The sequence below is a fragment of the Parasphingopyxis sp. genome (assembly GCF_028279465.1).
Classification (GTDB): domain Bacteria; phylum Pseudomonadota; class Alphaproteobacteria; order Sphingomonadales; family Sphingomonadaceae; genus Parasphingopyxis.
The window spans coordinates 362,160-375,329 of the sequence record NZ_JANQNS010000015.1 but is presented as its reverse complement, the minus strand read 5'-3'; the positions used below and the strand labels follow the sequence as shown (position 1 = coordinate 375,329).

The following is a 13,170-nucleotide window of genomic DNA, read 5'->3' as shown; positions in this document are numbered from 1 at the left end:
GAGATGATGACAATTACGCAAAGCGTCGAACTTGAAGAGTGGAAGCCGCCGAACTTTGCGCGGGTCAAACAGAAGCCCGGCAAGCGAGAGGATGGCATGAAAGCAGCGCCCGCCATCTCCATTGCCGACCTTGACGACGATGCCCTTGACGGCCTCGCATATGGCTGGCTTGCTGCGCTGTATCGCAAGGCTGGGCGCGACTGCCCGTGGGTTCATGGCGACGCCCAATGACCCTCTCAGACCTAGCAGATAGAATAGAAGGGCTGGACGGGCCGAGCCGGGTAACTGACGTTGAGGTTCATTTAGCCGCGTTCGGCGACCGTCCATTTGGGCAGGATGGGCCGCCAAACAATCCTCGCCCCGGCACATTATCAGGCTATCTGGAAACCTATCGTAGCGTTATAAACTCCGATGACCTAGACGACCTTTGTCCGCGCTACACGGCTTCTCTCGACGCAGCGATGACGCTGGTGCCGGAAGGCCTCAGGCCGGTGATAACGACGCTGGGCGAAAAGCCGATAGCCAGATTATGGTCAGGCGATAGAAGTGATGTGATTTCGCGAGCCGAGGCGACCACTCCGGCGCTAGCCCTCTGCGCGGCCGCCCTACGTGCCCGTGATATGGAGAGTGATGGTGCACTGGATTAAGGCCATGGGGTTAGTGTCGGCTATCATTGCTGTGGCGCTGGCCGTCGTCGCGCTCATGGTAGTGATCGAAAATCGACTTGGCATCGCAGCAGCCTTGGCGGCCTTTTTCGCTCCAATTCTATTCGCGATCACGTGGTGCATTGCGGTGGCCCTCAAAGATGACCCGGCCTGACCCCTTCCCCCTAGTAACGGCTGCTATCGCTATGGCGGGGGTTGTGGTAGCTATCTTATATTGGAGGAATTGATGGGCATAGAACTCAGACTAACCATATTCGAAGATGGGCACCAAGACCGGACCTATGCTCATCGTATTACGGATGAACAGCTTGCGCTCGCCCGAAAGGTCGCGGGTGATCTTGGGGTTTTTAAGTCGCCGGAAATCGAGGGGCTCAACAATCGCCGCGGCCAAAACGAACTCATCATTAATGCGGCGAAGGCGCTCGGTGCCAACGTCGCTGATTTCAGAGATGATCGCGACGGATTAAACGGGGAGCGCAGGGCCGAGACCATCGCAGGAATATCTTGAATGGCCGATCTACGGGTGTTTGGGTAGGCTGCGGGCCTCGCGCAACTGAGGCTCCCCGGTGCAGTCGAGCATGGACTTTCGCCATGACTCAGGCATCTCTGCCGCTGTGGCTCTCCGGGCCTTACCACGTGACTTAAGCGCTTCTGCTTTCAGCGCCGCCGCAGCCTATGAGCGCCAGCTTCCCACCTGCGCCCTATTTCTCTACCCCAAAACCACTGGAATCGCAAGCCTATTCTGCGCATCTCCGCATGGTCGCTTGGCTTTCAACACCATACTGTCGCCACTCGCGCAGATTGGCGGTTGCCAGCGCCAGAAGGTTGCGGGCGTCGGTTTCATCGCCGCGATCAAACGGCTCGGGAGTGGCGGGAATATCGTCTGTGCTTAGGCAGTGCCGCAGTTCAACGACCGGAATTTCAACAGTGCGAACCTGGATGGCCGGCGTGCCCGCACACCCTGCGAACAACAGACTAAAGATTATCCAGCGCATCTAGCACCTCCTCATCAGCCGGGCAGGAATCGCCACGGTCCCGTACAAGCGCCGTCAGGGCACGATTGCGCTCGGTTAGGGCTTCCCGGTCACGGGCGAAGCGTTCTGCGTCTCTCCGGGCATCCTCGGCAGCCTGTCTTGCGCGTTCGTCGCGCTCGCGGGCCTCTTGCATCCGTTCGGCGGCCTCAGCTTCCAAAACATCGACGCTGGCATTGGATACGGACAGCGCCATCTCGTAGCGATCCGCCTCGGCTTCCGCGTTACCCCATTCGAGATAGAACCACCCCGCCAGTAGGGTGAGCGCGCCCATGGTGACGTATTTCCAGTTTGCGAGTGCAAATGCCATCAATCTACCTCCGCACAGAAACCGATGCCATTGGGCAGTCGGTAGATTGTGCTGCCGGACGGATCGACTAAACCCGTCTCGACAGCTTCCGATAAATCAACTTGGATATCCGGCATCAACGGCTCTTCGTCGTCATACCATTCGATTTCCTCGCTCGTGATGCGGCGAGAAACGGTGCCGTATCGTGCCATCGTCAAGCCTATATGTTGTATTGAGCAACGGTCGCGCCGCGCTCATTCATGACGTAAATGCGGGTAGATTGACGCGCCAATCCTTCGTCTAACTGCTCGTCAGTCTCCCGTTCCGAAAAGGTGTGTACCGCGCCCGGCCCGTCGCCAAAGCAGTTAACTTCGCGATGGTCAGGCGTTCGGCCTACCGACTGAAACGGACCGCAGATATACTCCGAACCATCCGGCTTGATGCTTTTCACTGTGAACATTCTTCTTTTCCTTCTTCTGTGCGCTGTTGCCCGCGCTCGGCTCCCGGTATTTTACCGAAACTCAGTTCTTGTCTGTTTCCTCATGCAGCCCCGGCTGATTCAGCATCCGAATAAAGATCGGCACAGCGGCAACGAAAAAGAACGTCAGCACTGAACGATACGGCTGTTCGATGGTTTCAACCCATGCGAGAATAACGGCTTGGTTTTCGACCGCCCATGCAGCGGCGGACGCAGCAAAAACAGCTAGCCAATTGCTCCATAGCTTGAGTGCGTTCTTGCGGGATTCTGCGTTGAAGATGTTCATGACAGATACTCGTGAATTGCACGCCCAACCGCCTCCCCGCCGCGCTTTGACCATTCCTCAAAGACTGCCGGATCGGGATTGTTGGGTTGCTCGTGAATGAAATACAACTCGGGCAGCACGGCGACCGGAACGCCCACGTCTTTCATGCCGGACAGGACGGACGCCCCAAGCGACTTTGCGCCGCGATTGCGGATGCCTAACTCCGTAGCCAGCTCGCCCGCGATCATACCGGATAATGCGATGTCTTCGGCGGTGTGTTTGCGACGATGGTACAGGCACTCAGAGCCCTGCGCCGATGCAACAGCGGAATTATGGTGCAGGGATACGCCTACATCGTGGCCGCGCGCCAGCTTGCCGCCTGCATAGTTTCCGCCTTCGTTGCCGCCGAGCGTGACGCTATGGCCCTTGCCTTCCAGAAAGGCTTTGCAGGCGTTGGCGGCGATGACGTTGAGGTCGTATTCTGTCTTGCCGGTGCCCGCATGCACCGCCCCTGGATCGTGGCGGCCGGGCTTCTTGCCGTGACCGATATTGATAAAGACTTTCTTGCCGCTCGGTTTCATAGCCTTCTCAGCCTCCTTGAATGCGTCTGCGATCCATTGTGCTATCCACTTCATCGCCGCCCCTCCCGATCCAGCATGGACCCTTTGACAAGCGAGCTACGCCAGAGCTGCCAATGCAAACCGATTGCGCAGAAGTTGATGCCCATGTTGCCCGCGTATCGGATGAGAGATTCCCAATGGACCTCGCGGGCGTAATATTGCCAGTTGACGATGTCGGCTAAGAGGCCGCTTGCAGCGACAATGCAGGCGACCAGAAAAGCCCAGCGCCAGCCCGGCCGATCATCGAAATAGGAGGCCTTGAGCAGCACCACGAAAAAGATGCCAACACAGACAGCGTTGACGGCCATCACCGCCAAGTGGGCGGCCGCGTAAACATCATACATCTTTGTTATTCCTGCCAAGGCGGTCGAGTACCCAGCCAAACAGATTGCCCTCAACCAGCCAGCCAATGATTTGTGCGCCGGATGCAGCCATCAGCAGCGCGCCAGCTTCCGGCGGTATGTCCACAACGCGGTCTATGACGCGTTCAGCAGGCTGACCGAGATAATATCCAATACCGATACCGGATGTGATCGCGACCAGAACATCGAACGCTGCATCGCCAGCAGACTTCTTGTCTTGCCGAGCATTACGCGCCGCATACATCGCAGCGGCCAGAGAACCGATGACAGCGGCAATCATCATGCCGGTTGTGTTCAGCTCGCCATTCGTCGAGATCGGGATGGTGGCGGCTATGGATACCGGCAACGCACTCAGGCCGGCCAGCGTCAGGGTTTTGGTCATCGGATTCGACTTTTTGCTTTGTCGGCAATTATAGAGCTGTCAGCCATAATCGTTCCCTTCATGAACGGTTGCGGTCAGGCTCGGCCCCGTGTGAGCGCACAGGGTCGGGCCGCATCCTTTTCATTGGTGATGAAATCCGCTATACAGAGGCGTGATCTTGGAAATTATCCCTGCGGGCGGGTGAAAGCGCTAAAATCAGCCCTACTGTTCTGCGCTCTCTTCTGGATCGTCACCTGACATTGCAGGGCGCGGGCCTCGGAATAGAGCTTCTAGAGCCTCTCGCGCTTGCGGCTGTAGCCCGATCCCCTTGGGGGCATTCCTAATCCATGCGCGGACGCGAGACGGACGCGCCCCTTGGCGCGGGGCGCGTGCCATCCATCTAGCAACGCTAGGCGAAGCAAGCAGTCGGCCAGCGCCGTATTGAGCGCCTAGCGCCGTTCCCGCCAATAAAACGCCCGTTAGGTCTTGCATGAAGATTGCCGGGGCGCTTGTAAGCGCAGATTGCGTCAGCACAGCGCCTGTCGTGTTGGACGAATTTGCGTAGCGAGCCGAATCTTTCGCGGCCCCGGCGTAGCGAGCCAAGTCGTTAAGAGCCAATGATGTCGGCTGATTACCAGCAAGAACGGCGCGCGCGCGCGGGCTCATGTTGTTCCAGTTGGTTAAAAATGTTGCGATTGAAAACGCATCACCATCCGCGTTTTGGCCGCCAGCCCTTGCCAAACCAAGGCGTTCGATCATCGTTGCGCGCACCGAAGCCGCCTCGCTTGCGGGCATCGAACGCAGGGCGCGGGATAATTCGGAGACGCTACCCTTTTGCGTAGTCAGCCGTTCGATAGCATTAAACGCCTGTTCGGGCGTGGCGTTAAAATCGCGCCCCAAAATCATACGCAAGACGCCTTCGCGGCGGGAGTGACGCCCACGCGAATACTGTACGGCCCGATTAGCCAGCGCGAGGGCGCGCGGGGAAACGGCGCGGGCGGTTTCCGTTATGTCATCTGACAGCGCTCCATAGAGGCGGCGCAAGGATGCGCGAGAGGAGCCTTCTGCTCCGACTTGGGCACTCTCAACCATTTCGCCGATCCGCGACCGGAACGCACGCAAGTCTTGATAAGACAGCCCGTCTTCTAGGGCCTGGGCATATGTCGCAAGACGTTCGTCGGCAAAGGCCTCACGCAAGCGCGGGTTACTCTCAAACTGCCCCGCTATTTCTTGCAGCGCCTCGCGCGAATTAGTCGTCACTGCTGCGGTGTCATCTGGGATAGGCACCGCTTCAAAAAGATCGCGCTCGCGCCGCGCGCTTTCGTCTAGGAACTCTCGCGCACCGCGTTGTGCGGCCTGTCCCGCACCAGTGCGGTCAGCAACATTGCCGACATTTTGTGCCGTGCGCGCAAGGGCGTCGCCAGTAGCCTCATTGGCCGCTTCAGCTGCGCGTATAACAGGAGGGCCGGAAACAAATCCTTGCGCAGCGCCGCCACTCAAGCGCCGCGTTGCGGGGCCTCCGACATCGGCGGGCAGTGGATCAATCCCTTGGCGTTGCGCAGCTTGAAAAACATCGCTCCGCTCCGCTTGCCGGGCCGCCCGTCTTTGGGTGCGCGCCGCAATCCGGTCGCTAAGGCTGCCCACAAAGCGCTGACCTAGATAGCCAGTTGCGCCGCCAAGAACCGCGCCCCGCCCCGCCGCAGACAGGCGGTCGCTCACATCTCCGTCCGTGGAGCCCGCTGAATGCGCGCCGCCAAAAGCGGAAGCGGTGGCGGCTGCGCGTCCGGGAGTGGCGACGGCTGCCGCAGGCGTAGTGAGCCCGCCCGCTATGAGCTGTCCGCCGAAATATGAAAGCGGGCGGTCCTCCTGCGCTTGGTTAGCAACTTCGCTGTCATACAGACCAAGTTCATCGCCAAAGCCCGCCGTTAGAAAGTCGGCCGCGCCCGTAAGATAGGCCTCTGGCATTGTCGCATCCCGTACCTCGCCATCATAAACTGCATCGGGGGCGGGCTGGTCGGGGTTTTCCTTATAAAAACGAATGGCAGCAACCTGTTCGGGCGTTAAATCCACGCGGCGCTCGCTGAGAAACTGCACAATCTGCGATGTGCTGACATTCGGATCGCGTATCAACTCGTCAACAGCGGAAAGCAGACGATCATCGCCCGCTTCTACAATTCCCCTTTCCTGCCCTGCATTCTCGCCAAGGCCCGCAATGGCAGTGGAACGCGCCACCTGACGGCGCGTTTCATCGACTGCCATATTGCCAAGCCCGTTGCCAACATCTTGGCGCGGCGGCACTTCCTGCGGAGGAATGACACCGCTTTGTGGCGCATTGTTAGCCGGTGCCGCTCTCTGCGAGCCGCCCATTTGCGCTTCTGTTTCGCTAGGCAGCACGCCTTGCGATAGATTCTCAAGCATGGACCGAAGCGTGTTAATGGTGTTGCGATTGGTTACGTCGAATGACGTTGAGCTTGGAATATAGCTCTCAAAGATCGCCATTTCCCTGTCGGAATCACCTTCGCGTGCAGACATAGCGATAGCGGGGCGGACCAAGGCAAGTAGTCGCTGGCTCGCCTGATTGAAATTTTGGTTAGTTGGGTTGGCAAAGCCCGGCACATATTCAACAACGCCGCGATCCCCCTCGCCCTCAAAATGCTGCTCGAATAGGCGTTCCACCTCATCAAGTTGGCGCAATGCCTCTGCTGCGCGCTGACGGCGGCCCTGTGCCCTTTGCTCTGATTGCGAGGGCCCGGGAGGCGGGGGCGCGCCGGGACGTGACGGATCAGCCGAACCGCCCGGTATAGGATCAGCCGTGCCGTCCGGGTTCATTCGGTAGCCCGTGCCTGGATTGGGCGGTGGAGGCGGAGGGGGTGATGCAGGGCGCGAGTAGATAGAGCCCTGCGGGGCCACATCCTCAGTGAAGCCGGGAGGCGGCGGGGGAATGTTTTGCATACGCTACCTTCCAAACCATCTGTTGCGGGTTGTCGCGCCGCCGGTCTCAACGCGCTCCATTGCCGTTGCCATACGCTCGCGCAGCGCCCTGTTGCTCATATCCAAGGGTGCGGTAGGGTTGATACCCATTTCCCGCGCTACGGCCCGTGCATAGGCCCGAGGATCGTTGTTTCCGTGACCAGACGGCGCATAGCGGGACATCACGCCTAACAAGCCGTTCTGACGCGCCACGCGGCTGTATCCATTGTTGCCGAGCAAAGCGACCATAGCACGGCGGCCATGCGCAGGCGTCTCAAACCGGGCGAACGTGCCATCCGAACCAGCATAGCCCGGCTGCGATCGGGCAAAGCGCCCGTCCATGATGTTTCCATAGTTGTTGTTGCGCTCCCCGCGCGACCGTCCGCTACTGCGGAAACCCGCCGCCAGCGTTGCCGCCAGCGTCTCCTGTATAGGGCTCCCATTGGCCGGTCTGAGGATTCCAGCGCACCATCTCACCCGTTTCGGGGTTGCGGCGGATCGGCGAGGCATTCGTTGGACGCGTCGTGTCGATAACGTCAACGCCGGTCGCTGGACTGCCTATCGTGATGGGCCTCACAATATTCTGCCGCGCAATCTCAGCAGCGCGCTGTGGCGTTATGCTTGGATCAAGCGAGCGAATATATTCGATATTCTGCATCAACGCCGTTTGATCGGGAGAAGACGAGCCCTCCACAATAAGGCGTTGCTGTTCGATAAAGCCCGGATCGTAAGCGGGTGGAATAGCCTGCTCCGGCACCCCTCGGCTAATCGCTGCTGAGCGTCTCGCCTGATAATCTTCTTGGTTCGCAGGGGCCATGAACCGCGCACCGAGCAACTGCAGGCTCATTGCTTGCTCACGTTGGGCCTCCTGTTGGGCGGCGGCGGCTTGTTGTGTGCGCAAATCGATAAGCTGATCGTCGCGGCGGCGGCGCTCCTGCTGCGCGCCCAATTGCGGGTTTACGCGATACAGATCGCCAAGCGCTTCGTTATCATTGCCTGTTTCGCTATCATACAGCCGTGCCAGCGCATTCCTTTGCTGGCCGAGCGCAAGCCCCGCCTGAAACATCGGGGCGATGCGTTCCTGCGTCTGCAGGAGCGGCGAAAAATCAACCATCAGAAGTTAATCCCCCCGATAAATGACCCAAGCGCATTACCGATACTGCTATATGTATTATTGTTGGCCGCGCCACGCGCGATAGCAGCTTGAGCGGCTATGTCGGCAGCAGCTCGGTTGTTGCTGGATACCTGACCGACATAGTTGGTTCCGACACCCGCAAGTGCGTTAGAGGCTGACAGCCCCACGCCCTGCTGCTGAGAAAGCTGCTGCAAGTAGAGCTGGAACAGATCGTTTCTCAGCGCACGGTCATAGTCGCCCCGGCTGTCTTGGTAGGCGCGTTCCGAACGTGCGAAATTGTCGCCATACTGCCCAACTGCGAACCGGCGGGCAAAGTCCGCATCCGAGCGGCTATCGGCATATTCCCGGCGGTTCTGAGCGAACTGGTCGCCATACTGGCCAAGCGCAAAACGCCGCTCAAAATCTGCGTCTGAGCGACTATCGACATAAGCGCGCTTTGCTTCTGCGAACTGATCGCCATATTGACCAACGGCAAAGCGGCGCGCAAAATCAGCATCCGAGCGAGCATCGACGTAACCGCGCTGCGCTTCCGCAAAGCTGTTGGCATAGCGCCGATTGTCAGTCAGGCGGTCAACATTCAAGTCCCGGCGGTCGTCGCGATACCCTCTTTCCCCGCGCCGGTAGGCGTCCACATAGCGCTGATTGTCCCTGTCGAGAGCTTGGTTCAAATCAGAGCGATTATCGAGATAGGACCGCTCGCCGCGCCGGAATGTGTCGGTGTAGCGCCTGTTATCGGTCAGACGAGCCTCGTGCAGGTCGGACCTGTCATCGCGATAGCCTCGCTCATTTTGCGCAAAGGCGTCATTGTAGCGGATGTAGTTGTCCAGCTCGCCTCGATAATTCTGGCGCTCGGCAGAGCCGATATCCTGACCAAAGCGGATGAGGGAACGCATCGTGTCGCCGCTATTGAGCGAACCGCCAAAAGCCGCTGCCTGTTGCAAGGCCTCTACGCCCTGCCCAAGCCGGTAATCATAACCGGTGCTTTCCCTGTAATCGTCAAACGATCCGGGATCGAGCGCGGTGCCGATCATACCGCTTGTCAGCTCGCCCCCGACACGTGTCGGACGGAACTGCGATAGTGAGGTCTGGGCACGACCGGTTCTCGGGTCTTGGTTTCTTGACAGGCTGGAATAGGATGGACCTGCAAGCGTACTTACGAACCTGTCCGCATTTTCGATCTCTTCGCCTTGCGAAGCGGGCTGGAACCTTACTCTGGTTGAGAACAGCCGGCCCTGCGAAGCGGGTGTATACCTCACCCTCGTTGAAAAGTTCGAGCCGCGAGATGCAGGTGTATACTCAACATCGGACGAAAGCGACTGCGCGGCAGGGCCGCCAGCATCAAGATTGCCCGCGCTCAGGAAATTGGCGAACGGGTCGCCCTGCGGTGCGGGCTGAGATGTGGTCTGAGCGGTTGGCGTATATGTCTGGTTGCTCTGCGGCTGATTGCCAAAGCCCGGCACAAGCCCGCCGGGCACGTTGGTGAAAGGGGGTGAACCGCCGGGCGCTATAGACGCAGGCGGGCCGAAGCCCGGAAGCATAATGGGCTCGCCACCTGAATTGGGATGGACAAGGCCCGGCATCATGCCCTCGCGACGAATACCAGAGAAGGCGTTGCCTGACGTTGGCGGCGTGTATCCTGGGATTATCGGGAATGTGCCCCCGAAACTCGGTGAGCCACCACCCCCGTAGCTGGGAAAGCTCGGAGCCGCATTGTTACCACTAGATACGGACCCAAGCCCGAGAATACTGTTCAGACGATTTGTTGCACCGATCCCCGATTGCACGAATGGATTAGAACGATTGACATTCTGATTGTAGATATTCTGTGCAAGCGCGTTATTCTGCTGGTTGACGGCAAGAGACGTATCGGAAGCGGTCTGCGCGGCCTTTTTGGTAGAGCTGCCGCCAAGCAGTGAACCACCAATAGAGCCGATGGCGCTGATGCCAGCGCTTATAAGGCTTGTCGGCATACTACATCCTTTTCACGAATATCTCCGCAGGTCCGCGATCCGGCATTTCGACAATGCCGAGCGATTGCATCCCGCACAGTGTGTTGAATCGACGCGCCACCTCATTGGCTATCGGAGTCGCGCCCCAAATCTGTTCCGCGCCATATTCTGCGAACATCAGGCGCAGGGCCTCTCTCCCCGCCCGCACGCATTTGATCGCACTATCGCTTGTGGCCGCCCAATGACCCTCAAAATTGCCCGGCCCGCGCCATTCGAAAGCAAACAGTCCCGCAGGATCAATAAGGAACACGTTCAAGCGGTTGGCGACCGCTGCCCAAACATTCTTTCCAATGATTTGCGAAATTACGTTTGCGTCGAATGAGCGGGTCAAACCGTTCCGTCATGCAGCACTTTGTACGTCGCGCCGCCTATGTTCAGCTCGACATATTGATTGCCTGCGCCCGCAGACCCGGAACCGCCTGTCGTGCCGTCCGAATAGCCGATGTCATAAGTGGCCGATCCGCTATGATACTCTAGTTCGCCAGCGGCGTTGCCGAGATTGAGATAGTCGCCGGTGCTTTCGTTGGTTATTCTAACCTGACTGCCGGAGACCTGCTGCATATTGGCAACAAGAGTCGTTTCGCCATTATAGAAATCAATGCGGCTGTTTCGGACCCCGCCAGTGGCGTAACCAACCCGCATTTGGACAGTGCCGGACCTGGATAAATCCGTAAGTCCAGTAAAGTCATTATTGCCCGAAGCCGTTAAGTCACCATCAATCGTCAAACCGCCCGTCAGCGTGCCGCCTTCCAGCGACAGCCTGTTTTCGAGTTCCTCCATGATGCGCTGCATGAGGTACTGGAACTGCGTCTCAGGCATTCCGTCAGGCGTGACGATGGGCTCAAACGCCTCGAGTCGCTCCAGATCAGCCACGGTCACGGCTCGCTGCCAGAGTGTTATATTTTATCGCAGAAAGCCTTGGCCTTACTGCCGCATCATTTCCCGTATAGCGCCACTGAATCACAGCACCCGGCGCGTCGATCATGCCCCATCGGCGAATTGTCGCCCGAGTCCGATATTTACCTGTCGCGCCGAAAGAAGCCGAGCGCCAGCTTGTCCATGTCTCGCCCTGATCACGCGAAAGTCTCATGTCGCACGTTGGAGGCGTGGAGGAGGTAGTTTGCCCCACCGCCATTTCGGCGGTGATGTCGTCTATCGGGAATGGATAATCTGACCTGATGATAGCGGTTGCGGTGCGGGTAAATTCTGTGTTGCCGTCAAGCGCACTATCGGTATTTTCTGTTTCGCCTCCGAACTTAACTACCTTGGCGATCCCGGCGGCGGCAAAAACAGTCAGGCCATTATGGACAGCGGAGCCGATAGCACCCCATTTATTCCCCGATGACCCAAAGTCAGCCCACGCGCCAGTTTGCGTATCGAACACAAAGGTTTCCGTGACTAGCGAAACAGCAAAGCAATGATGTCCGTCCAACACAAAGCCGAACAGCAATATTTCAGCGCCCGCCACGTCTTCGATTTTGCGGTCTAGCCAAGGCGGCGACACTTTCTCTGTATCCAAATAAACACCAAAATCAGCACTTACGAAAGCCAGACTGTCCCGCGCGCCGATCGATACGACATCACAGGCATTAACGTTTAGCAGGCCTTGACCATAGCTACGGAGCTGAATCCTTTGGTAGGGCAGTGATGCGTTAGCAGTGGTCGCAAAAAACTCTATTGTCTGCGAACCGAGAAGCGCAGCCGTACCGTTCAATATCCGAATATCGCGCAGCGCGTCCGGTTCGCTTTCGGCCTCAATAAAGTCCGCCCCATCCCAAGACGTTCCGTCGCCAATAGCCGAATAATACACCCGGTCCGAATTTTCGCGAACGGCAAGAAATCTGCCGTCGAGATAGCCGACAGCAACAACATTGGCGCTATCGGGGAATGTTGGCGTCGAGAAGGTTGTTCCGTTATAGTGCTTAAGGCGAGCCCCCGTGGTGGCAACAATCTGGTCATCGCCGCCAGCGAAAGATGGGACTCTTGTCACTCCCATCGCGCCGAGCGAGGTTGTTTCACGGTAAAGCGTTCCCAAAACCGTCGTAAACAAGTCCCCGCCGAGCGTTCCATCTTGGCTGAAAACGCCCTCTACTTCACCAACTCCCGTGACCTCCAATTCCTCAACAAGTCCACGCCGTGAAAGCAGCGCAACCGGCTCGTCCTCGGTCGGCACACGCTCGGGTAGCATGTTCTCCAGAATGATCTCGGCAAATTGCTCGCGGTCAAAATGAGACGTACCCAGGAACGCGTTAGGCATAGTCGGTGTTCTCGGTCGGCTCGACATGACAAGCGCGGCCTGATGTCGTTCTCAGTGCGCCTATGAACCTGTTGCGGGCGCGGATAAGGCCCGGACTAGCCGATGACCCGAAAAACTCGCCCAATTCGAATGCAAGACAGGCCCCCAGCCCGCCAACGCCAAACCCCTCCAATGGCGCATTGTCGGTCTTGACCAGCCCCTCAATATCTACCCATTGCGTGCGGTCGTAAATATAGGTGTTGACCGTGTCCGCCACCGTATCGGCTACCTGTACAACGGAAAGGTCGTACGGCGTGCGCGGCGTGTCCAGCACATCATTGTCGGTGTAGACGTCAGGAACCGTGATCGTCGGCGACCCCGTGGTAGTGACCCGCTCGCCCTCTTTTGCCGTGTAATCCTCGGTCTTGTAGACCTGCGTCAGCGGCCCGAAAATACCATTGGCGACCCATGAACTGTAGAGGTCCTGCAGAACGATCATGCCGTCCGCTTCCTCTTCTGTCGTCGGGCTTGAGCTGGGCTCAATGACCCGCGCTCGCCGCATGGCAAACGCGATGACTTCCGCACAGGTAGTCACTTCTTGACCTCTTCAAAATCCGGGTTCGAACGCGCCTTCTCAGCCAAACGTTCGTCCTTGATTTCAAAAACGACTCCGGCTTTGATCTTCTTTTTCTGCCCGTACACAGGGACAGGGCCCCCCGGGACATTGTGCTTGAACTTTGCCATTTCGG

The 13,170-nt window shown here is 58.3% G+C and carries 19 protein-coding genes; 3 read left to right on the top strand and 16 right to left on the bottom strand.

The features are described from left to right. Nucleotides 1-3 precede the first annotated feature (3 nt). The 3 genes from Q0974_RS11370 (at nucleotide 4) to Q0974_RS11360 (ending at nucleotide 1,173) form a co-directional block, all read left to right on the top strand. Nucleotides 4-231 (top strand): hypothetical protein, encoded by a 228-nt coding sequence (locus tag Q0974_RS11370; protein WP_299327672.1) that lies wholly within the window; start codon nucleotides 4-6, stop codon nucleotides 229-231. 399 nt (nucleotides 232-630) lie between these two features. Beyond that, nucleotides 631-819 (top strand): hypothetical protein, encoded by a 189-nt coding sequence (locus tag Q0974_RS11365; protein WP_299327670.1) that lies wholly within the window; start codon nucleotides 631-633, stop codon nucleotides 817-819. Nucleotides 820-891: 72 nt separating this feature from the next. After that, on the top strand, nucleotides 892-1,173 hold the full coding sequence (locus Q0974_RS11360; protein ID WP_299327668.1) for a hypothetical protein: 282 nt from the start codon (nucleotides 892-894) through the stop codon (nucleotides 1,171-1,173). Between the two features lie 229 nt (nucleotides 1,174-1,402). On the opposite strand, the gene Q0974_RS11355 is transcribed toward Q0974_RS11360, so the two are convergent. The 16 genes from Q0974_RS11355 to Q0974_RS11280 form a co-directional block, all read right to left on the bottom strand. Then, nucleotides 1,403-1,660 (bottom strand): hypothetical protein, encoded by a 258-nt coding sequence (locus Q0974_RS11355; RefSeq protein WP_299327666.1) that lies wholly within the window; start codon nucleotides 1,658-1,660, stop codon nucleotides 1,403-1,405. Further along, nucleotides 1,641-2,006 carry a hypothetical protein gene (locus Q0974_RS11350; RefSeq protein WP_299327664.1) on the bottom strand — a complete coding sequence of 122 codons (366 nt, stop codon included), beginning with the start codon at nucleotides 2,004-2,006 and terminating at the stop codon, nucleotides 1,641-1,643. Before Q0974_RS11350 ends, Q0974_RS11355 begins: the two co-directional genes overlap by 20 nt. Next, nucleotides 2,006-2,197: a hypothetical protein gene (locus Q0974_RS11345; protein WP_299327662.1), complete on the bottom strand. Its 192-nt coding sequence runs from the start codon at nucleotides 2,195-2,197 to the stop codon at nucleotides 2,006-2,008. Before Q0974_RS11345 ends, Q0974_RS11350 begins: the two co-directional genes overlap by 1 nt. A gap of 8 nt (nucleotides 2,198-2,205) precedes the next feature. Next, the gene (locus tag Q0974_RS11340) at nucleotides 2,206-2,445 is read right to left on the bottom strand and encodes a hypothetical protein (RefSeq protein ID WP_299327660.1); all 240 of its coding nucleotides are present in this window, start codon (nucleotides 2,443-2,445) and stop codon (nucleotides 2,206-2,208) included. Nucleotides 2,446-2,506: 61 nt separating this feature from the next. After that, nucleotides 2,507-2,749: a hypothetical protein gene (locus Q0974_RS11335; protein ID WP_299327658.1), complete on the bottom strand. Its 243-nt coding sequence runs from the start codon at nucleotides 2,747-2,749 to the stop codon at nucleotides 2,507-2,509. Continuing rightward, a complete protein-coding gene (locus Q0974_RS11330; protein ID WP_299327656.1) occupies nucleotides 2,746-3,363 on the bottom strand; it encodes an N-acetylmuramoyl-L-alanine amidase in 618 nt (205 codons plus the stop codon). Before Q0974_RS11330 ends, Q0974_RS11335 begins: the two co-directional genes overlap by 4 nt. Further along, nucleotides 3,360-3,692, bottom strand: coding sequence for a hypothetical protein (locus tag Q0974_RS11325; protein WP_299327654.1), 333 nt, complete (start codon nucleotides 3,690-3,692; stop codon nucleotides 3,360-3,362). Before Q0974_RS11325 ends, Q0974_RS11330 begins: the two co-directional genes overlap by 4 nt. Next, entirely contained in the window at nucleotides 3,685-4,092 is a 408-nt protein-coding gene (locus Q0974_RS11320; RefSeq protein ID WP_299327652.1) for a hypothetical protein, read from the bottom strand. Before Q0974_RS11320 ends, Q0974_RS11325 begins: the two co-directional genes overlap by 8 nt. A 201-nt stretch (nucleotides 4,093-4,293) precedes the next feature. Beyond that, on the bottom strand, nucleotides 4,294-6,765 hold the full coding sequence (locus Q0974_RS11315; protein WP_299327650.1) for a hypothetical protein: 2,472 nt from the start codon (nucleotides 6,763-6,765) through the stop codon (nucleotides 4,294-4,296). 661 nt (nucleotides 6,766-7,426) lie between these two features. Further along, nucleotides 7,427-8,155 carry a hypothetical protein gene (locus Q0974_RS11310; RefSeq protein WP_299327648.1) on the bottom strand — a complete coding sequence of 243 codons (729 nt, stop codon included), beginning with the start codon at nucleotides 8,153-8,155 and terminating at the stop codon, nucleotides 7,427-7,429. Continuing rightward, on the bottom strand, nucleotides 8,155-10,146 hold the full coding sequence (locus tag Q0974_RS11305) for a hypothetical protein (protein ID WP_299327646.1): 1,992 nt from the start codon (nucleotides 10,144-10,146) through the stop codon (nucleotides 8,155-8,157). The genes Q0974_RS11310 and Q0974_RS11305 overlap by 1 nt, the downstream gene beginning before the upstream one ends. A gap of 1 nt (nucleotide 10,147) precedes the next feature. Then, entirely contained in the window at nucleotides 10,148-10,516 is a 369-nt protein-coding gene (locus Q0974_RS11300; RefSeq protein ID WP_299327644.1) for a hypothetical protein, read from the bottom strand. Next, entirely contained in the window at nucleotides 10,513-11,058 is a 546-nt protein-coding gene (locus Q0974_RS11295) for a hypothetical protein (RefSeq protein WP_299327642.1), read from the bottom strand. The genes Q0974_RS11300 and Q0974_RS11295 overlap by 4 nt, the downstream gene beginning before the upstream one ends. Then, a complete protein-coding gene (locus tag Q0974_RS11290) occupies nucleotides 11,051-12,442 on the bottom strand; it encodes a packaged DNA stabilization protein (RefSeq protein ID WP_299327640.1) in 1,392 nt (463 codons plus the stop codon). Before Q0974_RS11290 ends, Q0974_RS11295 begins: the two co-directional genes overlap by 8 nt. Continuing rightward, nucleotides 12,435-13,016 (bottom strand): hypothetical protein, encoded by a 582-nt coding sequence (locus Q0974_RS11285; protein WP_299327638.1) that lies wholly within the window; start codon nucleotides 13,014-13,016, stop codon nucleotides 12,435-12,437. Before Q0974_RS11285 ends, Q0974_RS11290 begins: the two co-directional genes overlap by 8 nt. Continuing rightward, nucleotides 13,013-13,165, bottom strand: coding sequence for a hypothetical protein (locus Q0974_RS11280; RefSeq protein WP_299327637.1), 153 nt, complete (start codon nucleotides 13,163-13,165; stop codon nucleotides 13,013-13,015). Before Q0974_RS11280 ends, Q0974_RS11285 begins: the two co-directional genes overlap by 4 nt. Nucleotides 13,166-13,170: the final 5 nt, after the last annotated feature.

Bases quoted from the DNA above. Each gene is read 5' to 3' on its own strand.
- Q0974_RS11360 (WP_299327668.1), top strand. From the start codon at position 892: ATGGGCATAGAACTCAGACTAACCATATTCGAAGATGGGCACCAAGAC.
- Q0974_RS11305 (WP_299327646.1), bottom strand. From the start codon at position 10,146: ATGCCGACAAGCCTTATAAGCGCTGGCATCAGCGCCATCGGCTCTATT.
- Q0974_RS11330 (WP_299327656.1), bottom strand. From the start codon at position 3,363: ATGAAGTGGATAGCACAATGGATCGCAGACGCATTCAAGGAGGCTGAG.
- Q0974_RS11280 (WP_299327637.1), bottom strand. From the start codon at position 13,165: ATGGCAAAGTTCAAGCACAATGTCCCGGGGGGCCCTGTCCCTGTGTAC.
- Q0974_RS11325 (WP_299327654.1), bottom strand. From the start codon at position 3,692: ATGTATGATGTTTACGCGGCCGCCCACTTGGCGGTGATGGCCGTCAAC.
- Q0974_RS11310 (WP_299327648.1), bottom strand. From the start codon at position 8,155: ATGGTTGATTTTTCGCCGCTCCTGCAGACGCAGGAACGCATCGCCCCG.
- Q0974_RS11335 (WP_299327658.1), bottom strand. From the start codon at position 2,749: ATGAACATCTTCAACGCAGAATCCCGCAAGAACGCACTCAAGCTATGG.
- Q0974_RS11320 (WP_299327652.1), bottom strand. From the start codon at position 4,092: ATGACCAAAACCCTGACGCTGGCCGGCCTGAGTGCGTTGCCGGTATCC.
- Q0974_RS11290 (WP_299327640.1), bottom strand. From the start codon at position 12,442: ATGCCTAACGCGTTCCTGGGTACGTCTCATTTTGACCGCGAGCAATTT.
- Q0974_RS11355 (WP_299327666.1), bottom strand. From the start codon at position 1,660: ATGCGCTGGATAATCTTTAGTCTGTTGTTCGCAGGGTGTGCGGGCACG.
- Q0974_RS11340 (WP_299327660.1), bottom strand. From the start codon at position 2,445: ATGTTCACAGTGAAAAGCATCAAGCCGGATGGTTCGGAGTATATCTGC.
- Q0974_RS11365 (WP_299327670.1), top strand. From the start codon at position 631: ATGGTGCACTGGATTAAGGCCATGGGGTTAGTGTCGGCTATCATTGCT.
- Q0974_RS11370 (WP_299327672.1), top strand. From the start codon at position 4: ATGATGACAATTACGCAAAGCGTCGAACTTGAAGAGTGGAAGCCGCCG.
- Q0974_RS11345 (WP_299327662.1), bottom strand. From the start codon at position 2,197: ATGGCACGATACGGCACCGTTTCTCGCCGCATCACGAGCGAGGAAATC.
- Q0974_RS11350 (WP_299327664.1), bottom strand. From the start codon at position 2,006: ATGGCATTTGCACTCGCAAACTGGAAATACGTCACCATGGGCGCGCTC.